This window comes from Streptomyces sp. NPDC088817 (assembly GCF_044750345.1).
In the GTDB taxonomy this organism is placed as follows: domain Bacteria; phylum Actinomycetota; class Actinomycetes; order Streptomycetales; family Streptomycetaceae; genus Streptomyces.
Window position 1 is genome coordinate 129,238 of the sequence record NZ_JBIVJN010000004.1, and the last position, 20,019, is coordinate 149,256.

The window sequence follows — 20,019 nt, forward strand, 5'->3', positions numbered from 1 at the left end:
AACCACACAAAGTGGGACACGGCCCTGGTGCGTCGCCCTGGTCTGGATGCCGTAGCCGTCAGGCACGGGGAGACGCACCTTGTACAGCATCATCGTGTTACCTCCGCCGTCCACGGGGGACGGACGACACAGCACCCGGTTCCGGCTCGCGCCCTGCGAGCGCCTCGCCTTCGGGCGTTCCGCCCCGGACAACGACCTGGTGATCGCGCACGACGGGGTGTCCCGCCGCGCCGGTGAGATCACCGCGCACGGGGCGTTCTGGATATTGAGCAACCTCTCCGCCCGCCACACGTACGTCGTGGAGAACCCGGAGGGCGCGGGCGAGCACATCAAGGTCGCACCGGGGCGACTGGACGCGCCGGTGCCCTTCGGGTTCTCCCGGATCGTGCTGGCCGCGGCCGGGGACCTGCTGCCCATCGAGGTGTGGGCGCCGCGGCACGACTATCTGAGCGGCGCGGACCGAACCGACGGCGAACCCACGGCGCCCGCCTTCTCCGTGGACCGCAGCAAGCGCTACTTCGCGGTGCTCGCCGCCCTGTGCGAACCGAGGCTGCGCGGGGACCCGCACGCCGCCGCGCCGACCGTCGACCAGGTGGTCGAGCGGCTGCGCCCGGCCTGGCCGGCCGCGTCCCGCACCTCGGTGCAGTGGAACATCGACTACCTGGCCGTGAAGCTGCGGCTGAAGCCCGGCCCGGAGACCGCCGGGACCGGCCCCCGGCTCAACGGGAAGAAGGAGTCGCTGGTCTCCCTGGCCCTGCGCTTCGACCTGGTGCGCGAGGACGACCTGGCCCTCCTCGCGGGCCAGGCGTGAGCGCGGCCTCCGGCCCTCTCATGGAGAGGGCCGGAGGCCGCGGTCGTCAGGGGCGCTCGCCGATCAGCGGAAAAGGTGTCAGTGGAAGAAGTGGCGGGTCCCGGTGAAGTACATCGTCACGCCCGCCTTCTGCGCGGCCTCGACGACCTGCTCGTCGCGGATCGAGCCGCCCGGCTGGACGATCGCGCGGACACCGGCGGCGATGAGGATCTCGGGGCCGTCCGGGAACGGGAAGAACGCGTCCGAGGCCGCGTAGGAGCCCTCGGCCCGCTCGGCGCCGGCCCGCTCGACCGCCAGCTTGCAGGAGTCGACGCGGTTGACCTGGCCCATGCCGACGCCGACCGAGGCGCCGTCCTTGGCGAGCAGGATCGCGTTGGACTTGACCGCCCGGCAGGCCCGCCACGCGAAGGCGAGCTCGGCCAGCTCCTCGGCCGGCAGCGCCTCGCCGCTGGCGAGGGTCCAGTGGGCCGGGTCGTCGCCGTCGGCCTGGAGCCGGTCGGTGACCTGGAGCAGCACGCCACCGTCGATGTGCGTGGCCTCCACCCGCCCGCACGGGCCGTCCGGGGCCTTCAGCACCCGGATGTTCTTCTTCTTGGCGAGGGCCTCCAGCGCACCGTCCTCGTAGTCCGGCGCGACGATGACCTCGGTGAAGATCTCCGCGACCTGCTCGGCCATCTCCTTGCTGACCGGGCGGTTGACCGCGATCACCCCGCCGAACGCGGACAGCGGGTCGCACGCGTGGGCCTTGCGGTGCGCCGCGGCGACGTCCGCGCCGACCGCGATGCCGCACGGGTTGGCGTGCTTGATGATCGCGACGCAGGGCTCGTCGTGGTCGTACGCGGCACGGCGGGCGGCGTCCGTGTCCGTGTAGTTGTTGTACGACATCTCCTTGCCGTGCAGCTGCTCGGCCTCGGCGAGGCCGCCGACCGGCCCGCCGGTGTAGAGGGCGGCGGGCTGGTGCGGGTTCTCGCCGTAGCGGAGGGTGTTCTTCCGCTCGTAGGTGGCGCCGAGGAAGTCGGGGAAGGAGGAGTCGTCCTCGGGCGCGTAGGAGGAGGCGAACCAGGAGGCGACGGCCACGTCGTAGGCGGCCGTGTGCTGGAAGGCCTCGGCGGCGAGACGCTTGCGGGTGGCGAGGTCGAAGCCACCGTCCTGCACCGCGGCGAGGACGTCGGCGTAGCGGTCCGGGCTGGTGACGACGGCCACGGACGGGTGGTTCTTGGCGGCGGCGCGGACCATCGAGGGACCGCCGATGTCGATCTGCTCGACGCACTCGTCGGGCGAGGCACCGGAGGCGACGGTCTCGCGGAACGGGTAGAGGTTGACCACGACGAGGTCGAAGGGCTCGACGCCCAGCTCGCCGAGCTGCCGCCGGTGGTCCTCCAGGCGCAGGTCGGCGAGGATGCCGGCGTGCACCTTGGGGTGCAGGGTCTTGACCCGGCCGTCCAGGCACTCGGGGAAGCCCGTGAGGTCCTCGACCTTGGTGACGGGCACGCCGGCCGCGGCGATCCGGGCGGCGGTCGAGCCGGTGGAGACGAGTCCGACGCCGGCTTCGTGCAGCCCGCGCGCGAGCTCCTCCAGGCCGGTCTTGTCGTAGACGCTGACGAGCGCGCGCCGGATGGGCCGCTTGTTGCTCTCGGCGGTCACTGGATAACTACCTTTCGTCCCTCGATGCGATAGCCGTTGCGGGCGAGCCGCCCCACGACCTCGACGAGCAGCCTTCGCTCGACTTCCTTGATGCGCTCGTGCAGCGCGCTCTCGTCGTCCTCGTCCCGGACCTCGACCACGCCCTGGGCGATGATCGGGCCGGTGTCGACGCCGTCGTCGACGAAGTGGACGGTGCAGCCGGTGACCCTGGCGCCGTACGCGAGCGCGTCCCGCACACCGTGGGCCCCGGGAAAACTGGGCAGCAGGGCGGGGTGCGTGTTGACGAACCGCCCGCCGAACCGCGCGAGGAACTCCTTCCCCACGATCTTCATGAACCCGGCGGAGACGACGAGGTCGGGCTCGTGGGCGGCGACGGCCTCGGCGAGCGCCGCGTCCCACTCCTCGCGCGTGCCGTAGTCCTTGACCCTCCGGACGAAGGTCGGCAGCCCGGCGCGCTCCGCGCGCGCCAGCCCCTCGATGCCGTCGCGGTCGGCACCCACGGCGACGATCTCGGCGCCGTAGGCCCCGACTCCCTCGTCGGCGATCGCGTCGAGGAGCGCCTGAAGATTGGTGCCTGATCCGGAGACCAGCACGACGAGGCGCTTGGCCACGGGCTTGGCGGCCACGATGGGGCCCTTTCTCGGGGAAGCTGTTTTGTACGGTCGTACGAATGCTTCACGCTTCCGGATACGGGGAAGCCTACGAAGCGGCCGACCGTCAGCAACGATACCGGCACATCGGACGGCCCCCATGGGACGGGGGCGTGGCCGGAAGGTAGCGTCTGGGAGGAGCCGGTTCGGGAACGCAGCGCACGCACCGTGCGTTGACGCGGTGAGAGACCCCGGACCGTGGGCACCCAGCGCACTCGGGGGGATGCTCAGCACCGGAAGGATCCGTGCCGGCACGGTCGTGCCGGACCCTCCGCGCCCGACCGGACGTGCCGGACCCGTAGTTGTGCCAGACCATTCGTGCCAGACCATCCGTGACTCACCAAGGGGAAGACGCTCACTTGATGCCGGACCGCAGCCTGCGACTCTCCACGCTCCCTCCGCAGCCGGCGGGAGGGCGGCGCGGTGCCGTATTGCTGCGGGAGCGCCCGTCCTCGCCTGCGGACGCGTCCTCGGACGGGCGGTCCCAGGACGGGCGGGACGGCGCCGGACGCGGCAGCGCCACCCCGGACGACAACCCCTTCGCACCGCCGCCGGAGGGCACCCCCGACCGCCCGTGGCAGCCCCGCCCCCAGTCCGGCCGTGACGCCTCGTCCGAGGGCGGGTCCGGCGGGTCCGGCGAAGGCCGCGGCCACTGGGGCAGCCAGTGGAGCGACCGTCAGCCCGGCCGCTCCGGCAGCGGCTTCGGCGAACGCCCGCAGCGGCCCGGCGGCCCGCAGAACCCGGGCGGCGGCCCCGGCCCGCGCTGGGACCCCACCGACCCCGCCCAGCGCCGCGCGCGGTACGCCCTGCTGTGCGGCATGTGGGGCTTCTTCTTCGCCCTGTTCGGCTGGCCGTACGTGGCCCTGCTGCTGGGCGCGCTCTCCCTGCACTGGGGCATCGGCTCGCTGCGCGCCAGGCCGCGCGCGCAGGACCCCGACAACCCGGCCCCCGCGGGCCGCCCGCAGACGACGGCCGCGGTCAGCGGTCTGGTCACCGCGTCCCTGGCGCTCGTCCTGGTCGCCGCGAACTTCACGGCGCAGATCGTCTACCGCGACTACTACTCGTGCGTGAACGACGCCCTCACCAACGAGGCCAAGCAGTCCTGCGACCAGCATCTGCCGCAGGAGCTGCGGGGCATGCTGGGGATCAGCGACTGACGGGGGCGTCCGGCTCGGGAGGTTCCTCCGCTCCGGGGTCCTGCGCCGACGGCTCTTGCCGGGCGTGCGGGGCCACCGGGTTCGACCAGCCCGGGGCCGGAGGGGGCTCCACCGGCTCCGCGGTTCCCTTCGGGTCGCTGTCCCCCTCCCCCGCCGCGGCCTCCCGCGCTGCCTGCGTGTCCGCCGCCGCTTCCTTGGGCGCGGGCCGGAGCGTCTGGCTTGCGGTCGCGTCCTCGTGCCAGGAGAGGGCTCCCGGCACCGGCGGGTCGAGGAGCAGGACGTCGTACGGCTCCAGCAGGTCGTCGTAGGGAACGGGCACAGGGGCGGGCTGCGGGGACCGGGGCTTCGGGGCCCTCGCCCGCAGGAGCAGGCCCCACCTGCTCACCCGCGCACGCACGGCTTCGGCGGCCGACGGCCGCGGCACCGTGACGGTGGTGCCCGCCCCGGCCTCGCCGGTCTTCGGCCCGGCCGCGAGACCCGTCGGCACCCGGACCGAGCGGCAGCGCCACGCCCGCAGCACCACCGCCGTCGGCACGGCCCCCAGCGAGGTCCACACCAGCGCCGCCGCGCCCACCTGCCACCCCACCGGCCCGAACCGGGCGAGCGCGGCGTCCCCGAGCGGACCGCCTGCCAGCGCCGCGAGCGCCCCAAGGGCCGCCGCGCACAGCAGGCAGGCCAGCCCGGCACCGGCCATCGTGCGCCGCCACGACCAGGCCCGCAGGCCCGTGCGCGCGTCGCCGCCGTCCCGTTCCCGGTCGCCCCGCTCCTCCCTCACCGCCGCCCTGGCCACGAACCAGCCCATCGTCAGCCCCGCCGCCACCGGCACCGACGCCGTCGCCCAGTTCAGCTCGGTGCCGGGACCGGGGTCCGGTACCGCGGCGAGCAGCGGGAAGGACGGCAGCAGCGGGGCCGGGGCGGAGGACAGCGGACCGACGACATGACCGGCGCCCAGCGCGAAACCGGGGCCGACGGAGTACGCCGCCGCCCACAGCACCGCGTTCGGCAGCAGCGCCAGGCACAGCAGCAGCACGGCGAACCGCCCCGACCAGCCCTCGGTCAGCTCGAGGAAGGCCCGCTGGCCCGACCCGGCGTGCGCCACCAGCGACGCCGCGAGCAGCACGGCCCCGCCGCCGGCGAACACCATGGCCCCGGCGCCCGCCGCCCGCGCCGCGGCACCGAGGCGCGCCCGCGGGCCAGGTCCGAGGAGCAGCCGCCGGACACCGCCCGGCAGCGGGCGCAGCGCCCGTTCCAGGGGGGCGCGGGGGCAGCCGTACGCCGTCCACACGCCGCTGCCCGCGGCCGCCGCGGTGACCAGCGGTACGCACACCGCCGCCCACGCCCAGGAGGGCCGCAGCGCACCGCCCGCCGCGTACGCGGCGGCGCCGGATCCGACGGCGAGGTAGCCGAGGACGACGCCCGCCCAGGTGGTGTGCGGAGGGACGAGCGGCCCGCCGTCGCCCCCGTCGGTCGTGTCCCGGGCCGCCCGGTGCACCAGCAGCACGGGCAGCGCGACCAGCAGCAGCGGGGTCACGCCGACGGGCGCGGGAACCCCTGTGAGGGTTTCGGTTCGGATCAGTTCGGAGCCGTGCGCCAGCAGCCACAGCGCGGCGGCGACGTGCAGCGCGCCGCCGGGTCCGCTGTCCGGATACGGCGAGCTGATCCACAGGACGACGACGAGCACGGCGAACGAGCCGAGTCCGAGGCCCGCCGCGACCGCACCGCTCAGGAACCCGGCTCCGAGGCCGGGTGAGCGGTCCCTCAGGCGGGTGCGGAGACGCGACAGCGGGGAACGTCGGCGGGTCGTCTGGATCACGGCCTCCATGCTCCCAACGGCACACGCTTTCCTGGCGCAACAGGCGAACCTCCGCCGTGTCACCCAATATACGATTATGTGCCTATTCACACGGAGGGACGCATCATGACGAACAGTCATGCGAACCTGCTGCCATCCCCCACGGAGGACCGACGCTCCGGCGCCACCCGCTCCCTGACGCGGGATCAGGCCATCGACGAGGCGGACACCGCGCTGACGCCCACTCAGGCCTTCGACGCGCTGTACGCGTTCTGCGCCCCCGCCCTCGTACGGCAGGCCTATCTGCTCACGGGCCGGCACGAGCGGGCCCGCGAGTCCGTGGACCAGGCCTTCCAACTGGCCTGGCAGCGCTGGCCGGAGGTGGCGCACGACCGGGACCCGGCGGGCTGGATGCGGGCGGCGGTGTACGAGTACGCGCTGTCCCCCTGGCACCGCTTCCGCCGGCGGGGCCGCACCCCCGACCCGCCGTCCGACCCCGAGGACCGCGCGCTGCAACGCGCCCTGCTGCTGATCCCGCCGTCGTACCGCCGCACCCTCGTGCTCTACGACGGGGTCGGCCTCGATCTGCCCGAGACGGCGGCGGAGACGGAGGCGAGCACCCCGGCCACGGCGAACCGGCTGACGCACGCGCGCGAGGCGCTCGCCGCGCGCCTCCCCGAGCTGGCCGACCCCGCGGAGCTGCACCGGCGGCTGGTCCGACTGGCCTCGACGGAACGTCTCGGGGCGGGCGAGCCGGTGGGCGTGCGCACGACCGGGGAACGCCGGACCCGGTTCTGGACCCGGTCCGCCATCGCCTTCACGGCCACCATCATCGGCGCGACGACGCTCACCCTGCGCACCGCGCCCACGCACTACCTGGCCCCGGTGTCCCCCGGGCACGCGATCCAGGGGCTGCCGGTGCAGGGCATGCTCGGCCCGCTCCCGCCGGAGGCGCTCGAACTGCGCGCCGAGCTGAGGAAGGAGGCGGCGGGCGGACCGGAGCGGCTGTCTCCGGGCGCCAGATGACCGGGCCGGTCCGCCCGTGCGGCCGGCCCGCTCACGGAAACGCCGACTCGGGTCTCTCACGGAAACGCCGACCGGCCCGCTCACGGAAAAAGCAGACCGGCCCGCTCACGGAGCGCCTGCGGGTCCGCTCACGGAACGGCCGGCGGTCGACCTGAAACGCCGGTGGGCGCGTTCACGGAAACGCCGGTGGGCCCGCCCCCATCTGGGGACGGGCCCACCGGACCGGCTCCGGAGAACTCAGCCGCCGAGGGCGGCCGGTGCTCAGCTGCCGAGGATGCCGCGAGCCAGCTTGGCCGTCTCGGTCGGGGTCTTGCCGACCTTGACGCCGGCGGCCTCCAGGGCCTCCTTCTTCGCCTGCGCGGTGCCCGAGGAACCCGAGACGATGGCGCCCGCGTGGCCCATGGTCTTGCCCTCCGGCGCGGTGAAGCCCGCGACGTAGCCGACGACCGGCTTCGTCACGTTCTCCTTGATGAACGCCGCCGCCCGCTCCTCCGCGTCGCCGCCGATCTCACCGATCATCACGATCAGGTCGGTGTCGGGGTCGTCCTGGAACGCCTTCAGCGCGTCGATGTGCGTGGTGCCGATGATCGGGTCACCGCCGATGCCCACGCAGGTGGAGAAGCCGATGTCCCGCAGCTCGTACATCATCTGGTACGTCAGCGTGCCCGACTTCGAGACCAGACCGATCCGGCCCGGCTTGGTGATGTCGGCCGGGATGATGCCCGCGTTCGACTGACCCGGCGTGATCAGACCAGGGCAGTTCGGGCCGATGATCCGCGTCTTGTTGCCCTTCTTCCCGGCGTACGCCCAGAAGGAGGCCGTGTCGTGCACCGCGATGCCCTCGGTGATGACCACCGCGAGGGGGATCTCGGCGTCGATCGCCTCGATCACCGCGTCCTTGGTGAACTTCTCCGGCACGAAGATGACCGTGACGTCGGCGCCGGTCTTGTCGATGGCGTCCTTGACGGTGCCGAAGACCGGTACCTCGGTGCCGTCGAAGTCGACGCTCTGGCCCGCCTTGCGCGGGTTCACGCCACCGACGATGTTCGTGCCCGAGGCGAGCATGCGACGCGTGTGCTTCTGGCCCTCGGAGCCGGTCATGCCCTGGACGATGACCTTGGATTCCTTGGTGAGGAAGATAGCCATGGTGTTCTGTGACCTCGTCCCTTACTTCGCGGCAGCAGCCAGCTCGGCGGCCTTGTCGGCCGCGCCGTCCATGGTGTCCACACGCTGTACCAGCGGGTGGTTGCGGTCGTCCAGGATCTGGCGACCCAGCTCGGCGTTGTTGCCGTCCAGACGTACCACCAGCGGCTTGGTGACCTCCTCGCCCTTGGACTCGAGCAGCTCCAGCGCCTGCACGATGCCGTTGGCGACCGCGTCGCACGCGGTGATACCGCCGAACACGTTGACGAAGACGGACTTCACGTCCGGGTCGCCCAGGATGATCTCCAGGCCGTTCGCCATGACCTCGGCGGAAGCGCCGCCGCCGATGTCGAGGAAGTTGGCCGGCTTGACGCCCTTGTGGGCCTCACCGGCGTAGGCGACGACGTCCAGGGTCGACATGACCAGACCCGCGCCGTTGCCGATGATGCCGACCTCACCGTCGAGCTTGACGTAGTTGAGGTTCTTCTCCTTGGCGGCCGCCTCCAGCGGGTTCGCGGCAGCCTTGTCGTGCAGCTCCTCGAACTCCGGGTGACGGAACTCGGCGTTGTCGTCCAGCGACACCTTGCCGTCGAGGGCGATGACGTCGCCGGAGGCGACCTTCGCGAGCGGGTTGACCTCGACCAGGAGGGCGTCCTCCTTGACGAAGACCTGCCACAGGCTGACCAGGACGTCGGCGATCTTGTCGGCGACCTCGGCCGGGAACTTGGCCGCGGCGACGATCTCCTCGGCCTTCGCCCGGTCCACACCGTCGATGGCGTCGATCGCGATCTGCGCGACGGCCTCGGGGCGGGTGGCCGCGACCTCCTCGATCTCCATGCCGCCCTCGACCGAGGCGATGGAGAGGAAGGTGCGGTTGGCGCGGTCGAGGAGGAAGGAGACGTAGTACTCCTCGAGGATCTCCGGAGCGGTCTCGGCGAGCATGACCTTGTGGACCGTGTGGCCCTTGATGTCCATGCCGAGGATGTCCGTCGCGCGCGCGACGGCCTCGTCCGGAGTGGCGGCCAGCTTGACACCACCGGCCTTGCCGCGGCCACCGACCTTCACCTGGGCCTTGACGACCGACTTGCCGCCCAGCCGCTCGGTGATCTCGCGCGCCGCCTCAGGCGTGTCGATGACTTCACCGGCCAGCACCGGTACACCGTGCTTGGCGAAGAGGTCCCTCGCCTGGTACTCGAACAGGTCCACGCGCTTCCGTCCCTATCAGTGATCTCGCGGTTCGTTGGATGCGTGGGCGTGCCGCGAAGGGCAACGTGACGTCCGCTCTGGGTCACAGGGAAGGCGCACACGGTGTCCGAGCGCGCGGCATGTCCGTCTCGCAGGTTATCCCCGCTTACGGGGGTGTCCTAAATCGAGGCTCACACCTGAGCGGTGATACCTGTCACATGATGCCGCGCTCTCTGGCACGGCGTGCCGTTGAAGCGGGGGCCTCACCGGGCTGGGGTTCGCCGGGTGAGGCCCCCTCGTACAGCCCCGAGGGGCCGAGGGCTGGTGATCCCCACCCCAATGGGAATCGGCCTGCCCTTCCGCGAGGTCCCGTGCGGCACGGCCGGACGGACCGACGGCTTTCAGCCGTCCGGGTCCACCGGGCCCGCGGAGTCGGGTGCTCTCCGCGTCCGGTCAGCCGGGGAAGACGGGTACGGTCCGGTACCGGTCCCGGGTGCCGGCCGCTGCCGTCCGGGCCGCGGCGCCGGGCACCAGCCGCAGCGGGGCCCGCTCGGGCAGCGTGACGGCCTGCGCGTCACCGTGCCGCGAGGTACCGGAGTCGGCCGCCGCGTGGTCGCCGAGCACCCCGTCCGCACCATCGGCGGGGCCGTGCTGCGCGGGGAGCCGGGTGAGCGGGGCGACGAGGCCGGGCCCGGGTGCGGGGTGGCTTTGGATGTGCGCGGTGGCGCCGCCGAGCCCGGCGGTTGCGCTTTCTGCTGCGCAACGGGGGCCGTAGGGGGCGTGAGGTGTGGAGGACGCGGTAACGCCGTGCGCCGTACGGGCGTTGGGCGTGCTGATGTGTCCGCTGGACGGGGTCGGGGCCGCGCTCCCGGCCGGCTGCCGCGACTGAGCCTCCGGAGCCGGGGCAACGGGATCCGACTGCGGCTCCGACGGCAACGGCAATGGCGTCGGCGCCGGAAGGCCGGGCACAACAGGCAGGGCAGGCGCGGCAGGCACCACCGGCTCCTCGGGCCCCGCCCCGGCCGCCCCGCCGACCACAGCACCGACCACGTCCCCGACCGGCTTCACGACCGGCCGGACGACGGACCCGACCACCACGCCCACGACGGGTTCGACGACGGGCTTCACGACGGGCCGAACCACCGAGTCGACGACCGGCTCGACCACCGGCCGCACGACACCTTCAACGACCGGCTCGACCATTGGCCGCACAACACCGTCGAGGACGGGCTGGACAACCGGCTGGACAACCGGCTCGGCAACCGGCTTGACGACCCGCTCGACCACGGGCCCGACAACCGGCTGGACAACCGGCTCGGCAACCGGCTTGACGACCCGCTCGACGACGGACTGGACGCCGGACGAAGGCGCGGACGCGGGTGTCCGCACCGGCGCGGTCGCCGTCTCGTTCGACCGTGCCGCCGGTCCGCCCTCCGCCGCCGTCGCCTGCTGCCCGCAGACGAGCCCGAGGGCGAACAACAGCCCCACCAGCAGCCCCAGTCGCAGCGCGCGCCGTCCCGCCGCCGTACGCGTCGCGCGCAGAGCGGCAGCGGGCAGGACTGCTGGCCAGGTCAAGAGAGGGCGGTACTTCCCGTGCGGCGACAAGGATGTTGGGGCGTCGATCCTCGCACGGCGCTCCCAAGGGTGCGCAAGCCCTCTCCGACCGGTGGGCGGCCAATGTCACACGGCGTCCGGTATCGGAAGCGGCCGCTTCTCGATCGCCGCCGCCATCACCTCCGGGAACAGGTCGGGCGTGCAGGCGAACGCCGGTGCCCCGAGCGCCGCGAGAGCCGCCGCGTGCTCACGGTCGTAGGCGGGGGCGCCCTCGTCGGAGAGCGCGAGCAGCGTCACGAACTGCACTCCGGACGCCTTCATCGCGGCGACCCGCTTCAGCATCTCGTCGCGTATGCCTCCCTCGTACAGATCGCTGATCAGCACGACCACCGTCTCGGCGGGCCGGGTGATCCGCGACTGGCAGTACGCCAGCGCCCGGTTGATGTCCGTGCCGCCGCCCAACTGGGTGCCGAAGAGCACGTCCACCGGGTCGTCGAGCTGGTCGGTGAGGTCGACGACCGCCGTGTCGAAGACGACCAGCCGCGTGCTGACGGACCGCATGGACGCCAGCACCGCCCCGAACACGGAGGCGTACACGACGGACGCCGCCATCGACCCCGACTGGTCGACGCAGAGGACGACCTCCTTCTTCACCGACTGCGACGCGCGGCCGTAGCCGATCAGCCGCTCGGGCACGACCGTCCGGTACTCCGGCAGGTAGTTCTTGAGGTTGGCCGCGATCGTGCGGTTCCAGTCGATGTCGTGGTGGCGCGGCCGGGTGACGCGCGCGCTTCGGTCGAGGGCGCCGGAGAGCGTGGCCCGGGTACGGGTCGCCAGCCGCTTCTCCAGGTCCTCGACGACCTTGCGCACCACGGCCCGGGCCGTCTCCTTCGTCGTCTCCGGCATCGCCTTGTTGAGCGAGAGCAAGGTGCCGACGAGGTGCACGTCCGCCTCCACCGCCTCCAGCATCTCCGGTTCCAGCAGCAGCGTGGCCAGCCCGAGCCGGTCGATGGCGTCCCGCTGCATGACCTGCACCACGGAGGACGGGAAGTACGTGCGTATGTCCCCGAGCCACCGCGCCACCGAGGGCGCCGAGCCTCCCAGTCCCGCCGAACGGTCCCGCCCCGTCCGTCCCGCCGGCGGCCTGTCCCCCTTTCCGTAGAGCGCGGCGAGCGCGCCGTCCATCGCCGCGTCCCGCCCCGACAGCACGCATCCGGTGCCGTCGGCCGGGCCGCCGCCGAGCACGAGCCGCCAGCGCCGCAGCCGCTCCTGGACCACGTCCGTCACGTCGTGCCCCTCTCCCCCGCTCATCCGCCCACTCCCGCAAGCTCGTTGCCCGGCTTCTCCCCGCCGGGACCGGGGCCGTCGAGGCCCAACAGCAGCCGCAGCACGGGCAGTACGGCGTCCGCGCGCTCCTGGTCGGGTTCCTCGGCGAAGCCGGGCACACCGCCCGTCGGGCCCCCCGCCCCGCCGCCGCCCTGCCCCGGACCGCGCCGGACCAGCTCGCCGAGCGTTCTGCGCACACCCGGTTCGTACGCCGAGAAGGTGCGCCGCAGCAGCGGCAGTACGTCCGTGAACGCCTGCGCCGGCACGCCGGTCAGCCAGTCGTCGACCAGTCCGAGCAGCCGCTCGTCGTGCACGAGCAGCATCCCGCCCCCACCGCCGACGAAGCCCTCGATCCAGGCGGCCGCGTTAGCCGGCGGCGTGCCCGGCGACAGCGCGAGGCCCATGAGCCGCGCCGCCTGCTCCTGCTCGACCTCCCCGTCGTCCAGCAGCAGCCGCACCGCGCGTCCCCGCAGCACCCCGGCGACGGTGTCCCGTCCGGAAAGGGTCCGGAGCACGGTGTGCCAGCGGGCGCGCAGGTCGCCGTGTCCGGCGCTGGGGGTGTCGCCGAGCAGGGCGACCGCGCCGTGCACGGCGTCCACGTGGCGCCGCGTCGCCTCGGCCGCGTCCGCGTCCAGTGCGACGCAGGCCGGGGGCAGGCCGACGAAGATCCGCGCGGCCAGGCCGGCCGCCACCCCGGCCAGCGCCTCGGTGTCCGTGCCGCGCACGTCCCCGTAGCGCAGGGAGCGGACCAGGGCCGGCAGCGCCTGGGCGAGGTGTCCGACGTCCGTGTCGAGCGCCGCCCGGTCGGCGAGCACCCGCATGACCACGGGCAGCGCGTCGGGCAGTTCGGCGAGCAGGCAGCGCTCCGCGAGCGCGGTGACCTCCGTGAGGGTCCGCGCGGCCAGGGCGTCCGCCTCCGCCCTGGCGGTCGCCGCGGCCAGTACGGTCGTCCCCCACACCCCGGCCTCGGCGACGCGCACCGACAGCTCGGGCTCCCAGCGCAGCCGCCAGGTCTCGCGGAACGTACCGGTGCCGCCCCGCGAGGCCGTGGGCTCCCCCCAGCCCACGCCCAGCAGCCGCAGCCGGTGGAGCAGCCTGCTGCGCCCGGCGTCGGTCTCCTTGCGCAGGTCGAGCGCCAGCTCCCGCTCCGACGCCTCCGGTTTGAGCCGCAACCGCCGTTGCAGCCGGGCCAGATCGCGCTGCAACGGGACCGCGGGCGCCGCCTCCGGCACCGCGCCCAGCACGTCCCCGACGACCAGCCTGTCGTGGATCAGGGCCAGCGGCACGTCGGAGCCGTCGCACATCACGGCGCGTACCGCGTCCGTCGTCTCGCTCAGGCCCGGCAGCGGGCGGCCGCGCATCGCGGCGAGCGTCCCCGCCAGCCGCACCGCCTCGATGACGTGCGCGGAGGAGACGATCCGGTCCTCCGCACGCAGCAGTCCGGCCACTTTGGTCAGCCACCGCTCGACGGGCCGGTCAGGCACGTCGAACAGATGGGCGTACCAGCCGGGCGAGTCGATGCCCGCGCCGTACCCGGAGGCCCGGGACAGCCGGCGGTGGGTCCAGGGCACCCAGGTCATGTCCGTCTTGACCTTGGGCAGTCCCTTCAGCAGGGCCCGGTCGGCCGCGACGGTCGCCTTCCGCCGCAGCGCGGGCACGTGCCAGGCCCCGCACACCACGGCGACACCGTCCCCGAACTCACGCTGCGCGGCCCGCACTTGAAGGCGCATGTACGCCTCGCGCACAAGATCCCGGTGGTCCTCCCCGCTGTCGTACGCCTCCCGCAGCGCGCCCATGGCCTCCTCCAGCACCAGGAACGGGGCGAACGCATCGCCCTCACCGACGCCCCGGTGCTCGACCACGTCCTCCCACCAGCGCTCGGGATCGTCGTACCCGGCGGCCTCGGCGAGCGCGGCGAGCGGGTCGACGCGCAGCGGGGCCTCGTCCGGGCACGCCCGCTCCGGGGGCTCCGCGGTCCCCTCCACCGCGGAGCCCTCCGCGTCGGCGCCGCTGTCCGCGGACGGACCGACATCGCCCGCGCCCCACGCGAGTGTGTGCGTGGCCGGCAGGTCGATGAAGCGGGCGGGGACGTCGTGCTCCAGTGCCCAGCGGATGGCGACCCACTCGGGCGAGAAACCGGCCAGCGGCCAGAAAGCCGAACGGCCGGGCTCGTCCACCGCGTGGGCGAGGAGCGCGACGGGCGGTCGCATGTCCTGATCGGCGGCGAGCGGGATCAGCGCGTCCGCCTCCGGCGGGCCCTCGATCAGCACCACCCGCGGCCCTGCCGCCTTCAGCGCGGCCCGCACCGCGCGTGCGGATCCCGGTCCGTGGTGCCGGACCCCGAGCAGCAGCGGCCCCGCGCCGGGCGGCCGTCCCCCGGCTCCCTCAACTCCCCTCACGCCGTCCCCTCCTCGTCCTCCCTCGTCCTCGCCCTCCGGTCCAGCTGGGCTCGTCGTCGGCGCGGGTCCACGCCGTGCCGGCCGGCGGGCGTCCGCCGTGGGCCGGCCGTCCGGTGCCGCTCACGCGCTCACCTCCCGGCAGGCCCGGTAGAAGTCCTTCCAGCCGTCGCGCTCGCGGACGACGGTCTCCAGGTACTCCTGCCAGACGACGCGGTCGGCCGCCGGATCGCGGACGACGGCGCCGAGGATTCCGGCGGCCACGTCACCGGCCCGCAGCACGCCGTCGCCGAAGTGGGCCGCCAGCGCGAGGCCGCCGGTGACCACCGAGATCGCCTCGGCGGTGGACAGGGTGCCGCTGGGCGCCTTCAGCTTCGTCCGGCCGTCGGTGGTGACGCCGTCGCGCAGTTCGCGGAAGACGGTCACGACGCGGCGGATCTCGTCGGCCCCGTCCGGGACGCCCGGCAGGTCGAGGGAGCGGCCGATCTGGTCGACGCGGCGCGCGACGATGTCGACCTCGGCCTCGGGGCTCTCCGGCAGGGGCAGCACCACGGTGTTGAACCGGCGGCGCAGGGCGCTGGACAGGTCGTTGACCCCGCGGTCGCGGTCGTTGGCGGTGGCGATCAGGTTGAAGCCGCGGACCGCCTGCACCTCCTCACCCAGCTCCGGGATCGGCAGGGTCTTCTCGGACAGGATCGTGATCAGCGTGTCCTGCACGTCGGCCGGGACGCGGGTCAGCTCCTCGACCCGGGCGGTCATGCCCTGCGCCATGGCCCGCATGACCGGGCTGGGCACGAGGGCGTCGCGGCTCGGGCCGTGCGCCAGCAGCCGCGCGTAGTCCCAGCCGTAGCGGATCGCCTCCTCCGGAGTGCCGGCCGCGCCCTGGACCAGCAGCGTCGAGTCGCCGCTGACCGCGGCGGCCAGGTGCTCGGACACCCAGGTCTTCGCCGTGCCCGGCACCCCGAGCAGGAGCAGGGCACGGTCGGTGGCGAGGGTGGTGACCGCGACCTCGACGATGCGGCGGGGGCCCACGTACTTCGGAGTGATCACCGTGCCGTCCGGCAGCGTGCCGCCGAGGAGGTAGGTCGCGACGGCCCACGGCGACAGCTTCCAGCGGGCGGGGCGCGGACGGTCGTCGTGTGCGGCGAGCGCCGCCAGTTCGGCCGCGAAGGCGTGCTCGGCGTGCGGGCGCAGCGCCTCCGGTGTGTTCGCGGGCGCGGAGTGGTTCTGGCGCGGTGCGACGGGTGTCGGTACGACGGACACAGACATGGCTGAGGTCCCCTCCAGCTCGGCCGGTTCGGATCTGTCCCCAACCGTGCACCACGGCACTGACAACGCGCTCTGACCTGTGCAAACAGGCTCGCCAGGCCGATTGTCAGTGGCAGGACCTACCTTCGATGGCATGACTCAGCAGGGGGTGCGCTGGAGCGCGGACCAGGTGCTGTCACTGGCGCCTGACGCCGCGTCGCGCAAAGCGGGAAGCAAACTCGGCGCGGCCGGGCCGTGGTCCGGGGCGGGGTGTTCCGACGAGGGGGCGGTGTGGGGGCTGTGCAAGGGCAGTGGCAGCAGGCCGTACCGGACGGTCGTCGACCTCGCGGGCGGTGCCGGGCCGGCGTACAAGTGCAGTTGTCCGAGCCGGAAGTTCCCGTGCAAGCACGCGCTCGGCCTGCTGCTGTTGTGGACGGGCGACGACGGCGCGGTGCCGTCCGGGCAGGCGCCCGACTGGGCCGGGCAGTGGCTGGCGGCCCGAGGGGAGGGGGCGGCGCGGAAGCGGTCGGAGGGGGCCGCGGGTCCGGCCGCCGGTGCCGCTGATCCGGGGGCGGCGCTGCGCAGGGCGGAGCGCCGGGCCGAGCGGATCACCGCGGGGGTGACGGAGCTGGAGCAGCGTCTGGCCGACCTGCTGCGCGGCGGTCTGGCCCCGGCCGAACAGGCGGGGTACGGACTGTGGGAGGAGACGGCGGCCCGCATGGTCGACGCGCAGGCTCCCGGGCTGGCCGGACGGGTGCGCGAGCTGGGGGCAGTGCCGTCGTCGGGGCCGGGCTGGCCGGTGCGGCTGCTGGAGGAGTGCGCGCTGCTGCACCTGCTGGGCCAGGGCTGGCTGGGCCGCGAGCGGCTGCCGGAGGCGTTGGCGGCGACGGTCCGTTCCCGGGTGGGCCTGCCCGCCTCCGCGGAGGGGCCCGCGGTGCGGGACCGCTGGCTGGTCCTCGCCCAGTACGACACCGCGGACGCGAGGCTGACCACGCGCAGGATCTGGCTGCACGGCGCCGACTCCGGGCGTACGGCTCTGCTGCTCTCCTACGGCGCGGCGGGCCGGGCCCCGGAGCTGGCGCTGCCGGTGGGGCTGACGCTGGAGGCGGAGGTGTCCTCCCATCCGGGCGCGGGACAGCCGCGCGCGGCCCTGGGCGAGCGGTTCGGGTCCCCGGCGCCCACCCGGATGCGTCCGCCGGGTGTGACGACTGCGGAGGCGGCCGCCCGCTACGGCTCGGCGCTGCGGGACGATCCGTGGCTGGAGTCGGTTCCGGTGACGCTGCGGGGGGTCGTACCCGTCCCGGACGGCGAGTCCTGGCAGCTGGCCGACGCCGCCTCCGGCTCCGCGCTGCCCGTCACGCGCGCGGCCCGGACGCGTCCGGGTCTGTGGCGGCTGGTCGCCCTGTCGGGCGGCGCGCCGGTCACGGTCTTCGGCGAATGCGGCCACCGGGGCTTCACTCCGCTGACCGCCTGGCCGCAGGACGAGGGAGAAATAGTGACACTGTGCTGATGCTGCATCAACCATGGGTGACATCCGCCCTGGCAGCGGGCTCGGAATGTCCGGCAAAGGAGTGACGTCACCGCGCCGCGCGGGGCACTGCCGACACAGCGGGAACCTTTCACCCAAAAGGCGCAAAATGTCAGAGAGTATCCCATCTGAATATGTTTTCTCTTCCGCACCACGCATTTGTTCCACCCCAGGGGAAACCCGGTCCATGTGACCTTTCAACCACTCCCGGGCAGCCGGTCACGGAAAGGAAGCTCATGATCAGGACCTCCACCCCGCCGGAGGCGCCCGCCACGGGCGCCTGGGAGGAGTTGGTCACCACCGCCCTGCTCGGCACGGACCGGCGTACGCCCCCGGCCGGCGCGCCCGGACGGACGGCGCCGGTGGCGCTGCTCGACGCCGCCGCCGTGCAGACCGTGCGGCGGCGCGCGGGGCTGCGCCCCGCTCAGGCGGCCCGGCGCCCGGAGCCCGCACCGAAGGATCCGCGTCCGCCGCTGCCCGCGGCCGCGGCCCGCAGGCTCGCCATGCTGCTGGCCGACCGGCCGGGTACGGCGGGCGGCCGCAGGGGCACGGCACCGGACCTGATGGAACTGCTGCCCCAGTGGCTCGCCGCGGCGAACGCCCATGGGTACGCCCCGTGCCCGGAAGCGCTGCCCGCCCTGCTGGACGCCGCGCGGGGCCGCACGGATCTGCGCCCGGCCGCACTGACCTTCGGCGGCCCGCGCGCACTGTGGCTGGCGGGGCTGAACCCCGACTGGCGGTTCGCCCTGCGCGCGGCCCCGGGTGCCGCCGCCGCGCCGGACGGCTGCGAGGACACCGACCGCGTCCGGAGGCTGTGGGAGGAGGGTCTCTTCGCGGAGCGGGTCGCGCTGCTGGCGTCGATACGTTCGCGCAGGCCCGCGGCCGCACGCGAACTGCTCACCGGCTCCTGGGCCACCGAGCGGGCCGAGGACCGGCTGATGTTCCTCGACTCCCTGCGGACGGGGCTCGGCCCGGACGACGAGGCGTTCCTGGAGGAGGCCCTGGCCGACCGCAGCCGCAATGTACGGTCCACGGCCGCGGAGCTGCTCTCGGCGCTGCCCGGATCCGCGCTCGCCTCGCGGATGGCGGCGCGGGCCCGCTCCTGCGTGGCCGTCGACCCCACGCGCGGGACACCGACGATCGTCGTCGAGGCACCGCACGAGTGCGACTCGGCCATGGAGCGCGACGGGATCGTCCCCAAGGCTCCGGCAGGGCGCGGCGAACGATCTTGGTGGCTGGGCCAGTTGGTGGAGGCGGCACCGCTCGCGACCTGGCCGGGACGGCTGGGCGGGCGGGCACCGCGGGAGATCGTGGCCCTGCCGGTCGCGGACGGATGGCAGGGCGAGCTGCACGCCGCCTGGTGCCGGGCGGCGGTGCGGCAGCGGGACGCACAGTGGGCGCGGGCGCTGCTCGGGGCGCCCGCGGCCTCCGACGCCGACGGTCCCGGCGCGGTGTCCCTGGCCGAGCGCGCCAAGCTGCTCGGCACGCTGAACGCCGCCGAGCGGGCCGACTGGGTGGCCGGATTCATCGCGGCACACGGACTGCCCGAGGCGTTTCAACTGCTCGGGGTGTGCGCGGTGCCGTGGGCGGCACCGCTCGGGCGGGCGGTGGTCGACGCGCTCAACATCGCGCGGGACGCAGGGAGTTACCCATGGAGTTTCAGTGGAGTGATGGGGCTTGCCGAGCGGTGCCTGGATCCCGCGGAGGCGAGTCGGCTCGACGGACTGCTGGCGGTTCCCGACGAGGCGGAGGACGCGTCGCCGGGGGCCGGAGGGTACTGGGCGGAGGCATTCCAGCGGCTCGTGACGACCTTGCGGCTGCGCTCCGCCATGGCCGGGGAACTGGAGGGAGCGCGAACCGGCTGAGTCCCGCTCCGGGTGAGGACGGGTCTCCCCGGGGGCCGCGCCCCCAGGGCGGGCCGCTCGCACCCGGCCGGCGCCGGGTGATCCCGCGGGAGCCGCCCGCGCCCCTACGCCTCGGCGGGCTGGCGGACGTTCGCCCTGACCCAGTCGACGATCGACTGGGTGGTCGCGCCCGGGGTGAAGATCTCCGCGACGCCCTTCTCCTTGAGCGGCGGGATGTCCGCCTCCGGGATGATGCCGCCGCCGAAGACGACGATGTCCTCCGCGTCGCGCTCCCTGAGCAGTTCGATCACCGCGGCGAACAGGGTGTTGTGCGCGCCCGAGAGGATGGACAGGCCGATCGCGTCGGCGTCCTCCTGGATCGCCGTGTCCACGATCTGCTCCGGGGTCTGGTGGAGCCCGGTGTAGATGACCTCCATACCGGCGTCGCGCAGGGCCCGCGCGATCACCTTGGCGCCCCGATCGTGGCCGTCGAGCCCCGGCTTGGCCACCACCACGCGGATCGGACCGGCTGCCACACCCATCACTGCCTCCATGAAGCGACTACATCCATCCGTACCGACAAGTACCGCACACATGGCACGGACACCCCGCACCACACCGGCCGGGTAAGTGAACGAACGTTATCGCCAGCATCCCGCACCCGGCAGTTTCACGACGTGGAGGGAGGGGGAAATCACATGGTGGGACACACCCC

At 73.8% G+C, this 20,019-nt stretch carries 15 protein-coding genes; 5 read left to right on the top strand and 10 right to left on the bottom strand.

What is annotated here, in order from left to right; translation table 11 throughout:
• The first annotated feature begins 79 nt into the window (after positions 1-79).
• Complete coding sequence (locus tag ACIP4X_RS09095; RefSeq protein ID WP_401347509.1) at positions 80-811, top strand: FHA domain-containing protein; 732 nt, start codon at positions 80-82, stop codon at positions 809-811.
• 78 nt (positions 812-889) lie between these two features.
• Here the strand turns inward: ACIP4X_RS09095 and purH are convergent, their stop codons facing one another.
• A complete protein-coding gene (gene purH / locus ACIP4X_RS09100) occupies positions 890-2,455 on the bottom strand; it encodes a bifunctional phosphoribosylaminoimidazolecarboxamide formyltransferase/IMP cyclohydrolase (protein ID WP_401347511.1) in 1,566 nt (521 codons plus the stop codon).
• Positions 2,452-3,081 carry a phosphoribosylglycinamide formyltransferase gene (gene purN, locus ACIP4X_RS09105; RefSeq protein ID WP_358734033.1) on the bottom strand — a complete coding sequence of 210 codons (630 nt, stop codon included), beginning with the start codon at positions 3,079-3,081 and terminating at the stop codon, positions 2,452-2,454. Before purN ends, purH begins: the two co-directional genes overlap by 4 nt.
• A gap of 386 nt (positions 3,082-3,467) precedes the next feature.
• On the opposite strand from purN, the gene ACIP4X_RS09110 reads away from it, so the two are divergent.
• Positions 3,468-4,262, top strand: coding sequence for a hypothetical protein (locus tag ACIP4X_RS09110; RefSeq protein WP_358734031.1), 795 nt, complete (start codon positions 3,468-3,470; stop codon positions 4,260-4,262).
• Here the strand turns inward: ACIP4X_RS09110 and ACIP4X_RS09115 are convergent.
• Positions 4,252-6,084 carry a DUF6350 family protein gene (locus tag ACIP4X_RS09115; protein ID WP_358734029.1) on the bottom strand — a complete coding sequence of 611 codons (1,833 nt, stop codon included), beginning with the start codon at positions 6,082-6,084 and terminating at the stop codon, positions 4,252-4,254. The genes ACIP4X_RS09110 and ACIP4X_RS09115 overlap by 11 nt on opposite strands.
• On the opposite strand from ACIP4X_RS09115, the gene ACIP4X_RS09120 reads away from it, so the two are divergent.
• Complete coding sequence (locus ACIP4X_RS09120; protein WP_391456265.1) at positions 6,067-7,080, top strand: RNA polymerase sigma factor; 1,014 nt, start codon at positions 6,067-6,069, stop codon at positions 7,078-7,080. The genes ACIP4X_RS09115 and ACIP4X_RS09120 overlap by 18 nt on opposite strands.
• A 261-nt stretch (positions 7,081-7,341) precedes the next feature.
• On the opposite strand, the gene sucD is transcribed toward ACIP4X_RS09120, so the two are convergent.
• From sucD to ACIP4X_RS09150, 6 genes are all read right to left on the bottom strand, one after another.
• The gene (gene sucD / locus ACIP4X_RS09125) at positions 7,342-8,226 is read right to left on the bottom strand and encodes a succinate--CoA ligase subunit alpha (protein ID WP_358734026.1); all 885 of its coding nucleotides are present in this window, start codon (positions 8,224-8,226) and stop codon (positions 7,342-7,344) included.
• Positions 8,227-8,247: 21 nt separating this feature from the next.
• Complete coding sequence (sucC, locus tag ACIP4X_RS09130; RefSeq protein WP_358734024.1) at positions 8,248-9,429, bottom strand: ADP-forming succinate--CoA ligase subunit beta; 1,182 nt, start codon at positions 9,427-9,429, stop codon at positions 8,248-8,250.
• A 432-nt stretch (positions 9,430-9,861) separates the two neighbouring features.
• A complete protein-coding gene (locus ACIP4X_RS09135; protein WP_391456117.1) occupies positions 9,862-10,983 on the bottom strand; it encodes a hypothetical protein in 1,122 nt (373 codons plus the stop codon).
• A gap of 105 nt (positions 10,984-11,088) precedes the next feature.
• Entirely contained in the window at positions 11,089-12,273 is a 1,185-nt protein-coding gene (locus ACIP4X_RS09140) for a VWA domain-containing protein (protein WP_391456115.1), read from the bottom strand.
• Positions 12,270-14,687, bottom strand: a complete 2,418-nt coding sequence (locus tag ACIP4X_RS09145) for a DUF5682 family protein (RefSeq protein ID WP_391456113.1) — start codon at positions 14,685-14,687, stop codon at positions 12,270-12,272. Before ACIP4X_RS09145 ends, ACIP4X_RS09140 begins: the two co-directional genes overlap by 4 nt.
• Positions 14,688-14,807: 120 nt before the next feature.
• Entirely contained in the window at positions 14,808-15,953 is a 1,146-nt protein-coding gene (locus ACIP4X_RS09150; RefSeq protein ID WP_391456111.1) for an AAA family ATPase, read from the bottom strand.
• 133 nt (positions 15,954-16,086) lie between these two features.
• Between ACIP4X_RS09150 and ACIP4X_RS09155 the strand changes: the two genes are divergently transcribed.
• Positions 16,087-17,442: an SWIM zinc finger family protein gene (locus tag ACIP4X_RS09155; RefSeq protein WP_358734015.1), complete on the top strand. Its 1,356-nt coding sequence runs from the start codon at positions 16,087-16,089 to the stop codon at positions 17,440-17,442.
• Between the two features lie 254 nt (positions 17,443-17,696).
• Positions 17,697-19,325: a DUF5691 domain-containing protein gene (locus ACIP4X_RS09160; RefSeq protein WP_391456109.1), complete on the top strand. Its 1,629-nt coding sequence runs from the start codon at positions 17,697-17,699 to the stop codon at positions 19,323-19,325.
• A gap of 104 nt (positions 19,326-19,429) precedes the next feature.
• On the opposite strand, the gene ACIP4X_RS09165 is transcribed toward ACIP4X_RS09160, so the two are convergent.
• On the bottom strand, positions 19,430-19,846 hold the full coding sequence (locus ACIP4X_RS09165) for a cobalamin B12-binding domain-containing protein (protein WP_141359236.1): 417 nt from the start codon (positions 19,844-19,846) through the stop codon (positions 19,430-19,432).
• Positions 19,847-20,019 lie beyond the last annotated feature (173 nt).

Coding starts and splice junctions, on each gene's coding strand:
- sucD (WP_358734026.1), bottom strand. CDS start 8,226: ATGGCTATCTTCCTCACCAAGGAATCCAAGGTCATCGTCCAGGGCATG.
- ACIP4X_RS09115 (WP_358734029.1), bottom strand. CDS start 6,084: ATGGAGGCCGTGATCCAGACGACCCGCCGACGTTCCCCGCTGTCGCGT.
- ACIP4X_RS09140 (WP_391456115.1), bottom strand. CDS start 12,273: ATGAGCGGGGGAGAGGGGCACGACGTGACGGACGTGGTCCAGGAGCGG.
- ACIP4X_RS09155 (WP_358734015.1), top strand. CDS start 16,087: ATGACTCAGCAGGGGGTGCGCTGGAGCGCGGACCAGGTGCTGTCACTG.
- ACIP4X_RS09165 (WP_141359236.1), bottom strand. CDS start 19,846: ATGGGTGTGGCAGCCGGTCCGATCCGCGTGGTGGTGGCCAAGCCGGGG.
- ACIP4X_RS09150 (WP_391456111.1), bottom strand. CDS start 15,953: ATGTCTGTGTCCGTCGTACCGACACCCGTCGCACCGCGCCAGAACCAC.
- ACIP4X_RS09110 (WP_358734031.1), top strand. CDS start 3,468: ATGCCGGACCGCAGCCTGCGACTCTCCACGCTCCCTCCGCAGCCGGCG.
- ACIP4X_RS09160 (WP_391456109.1), top strand. CDS start 17,697: ATGATCAGGACCTCCACCCCGCCGGAGGCGCCCGCCACGGGCGCCTGG.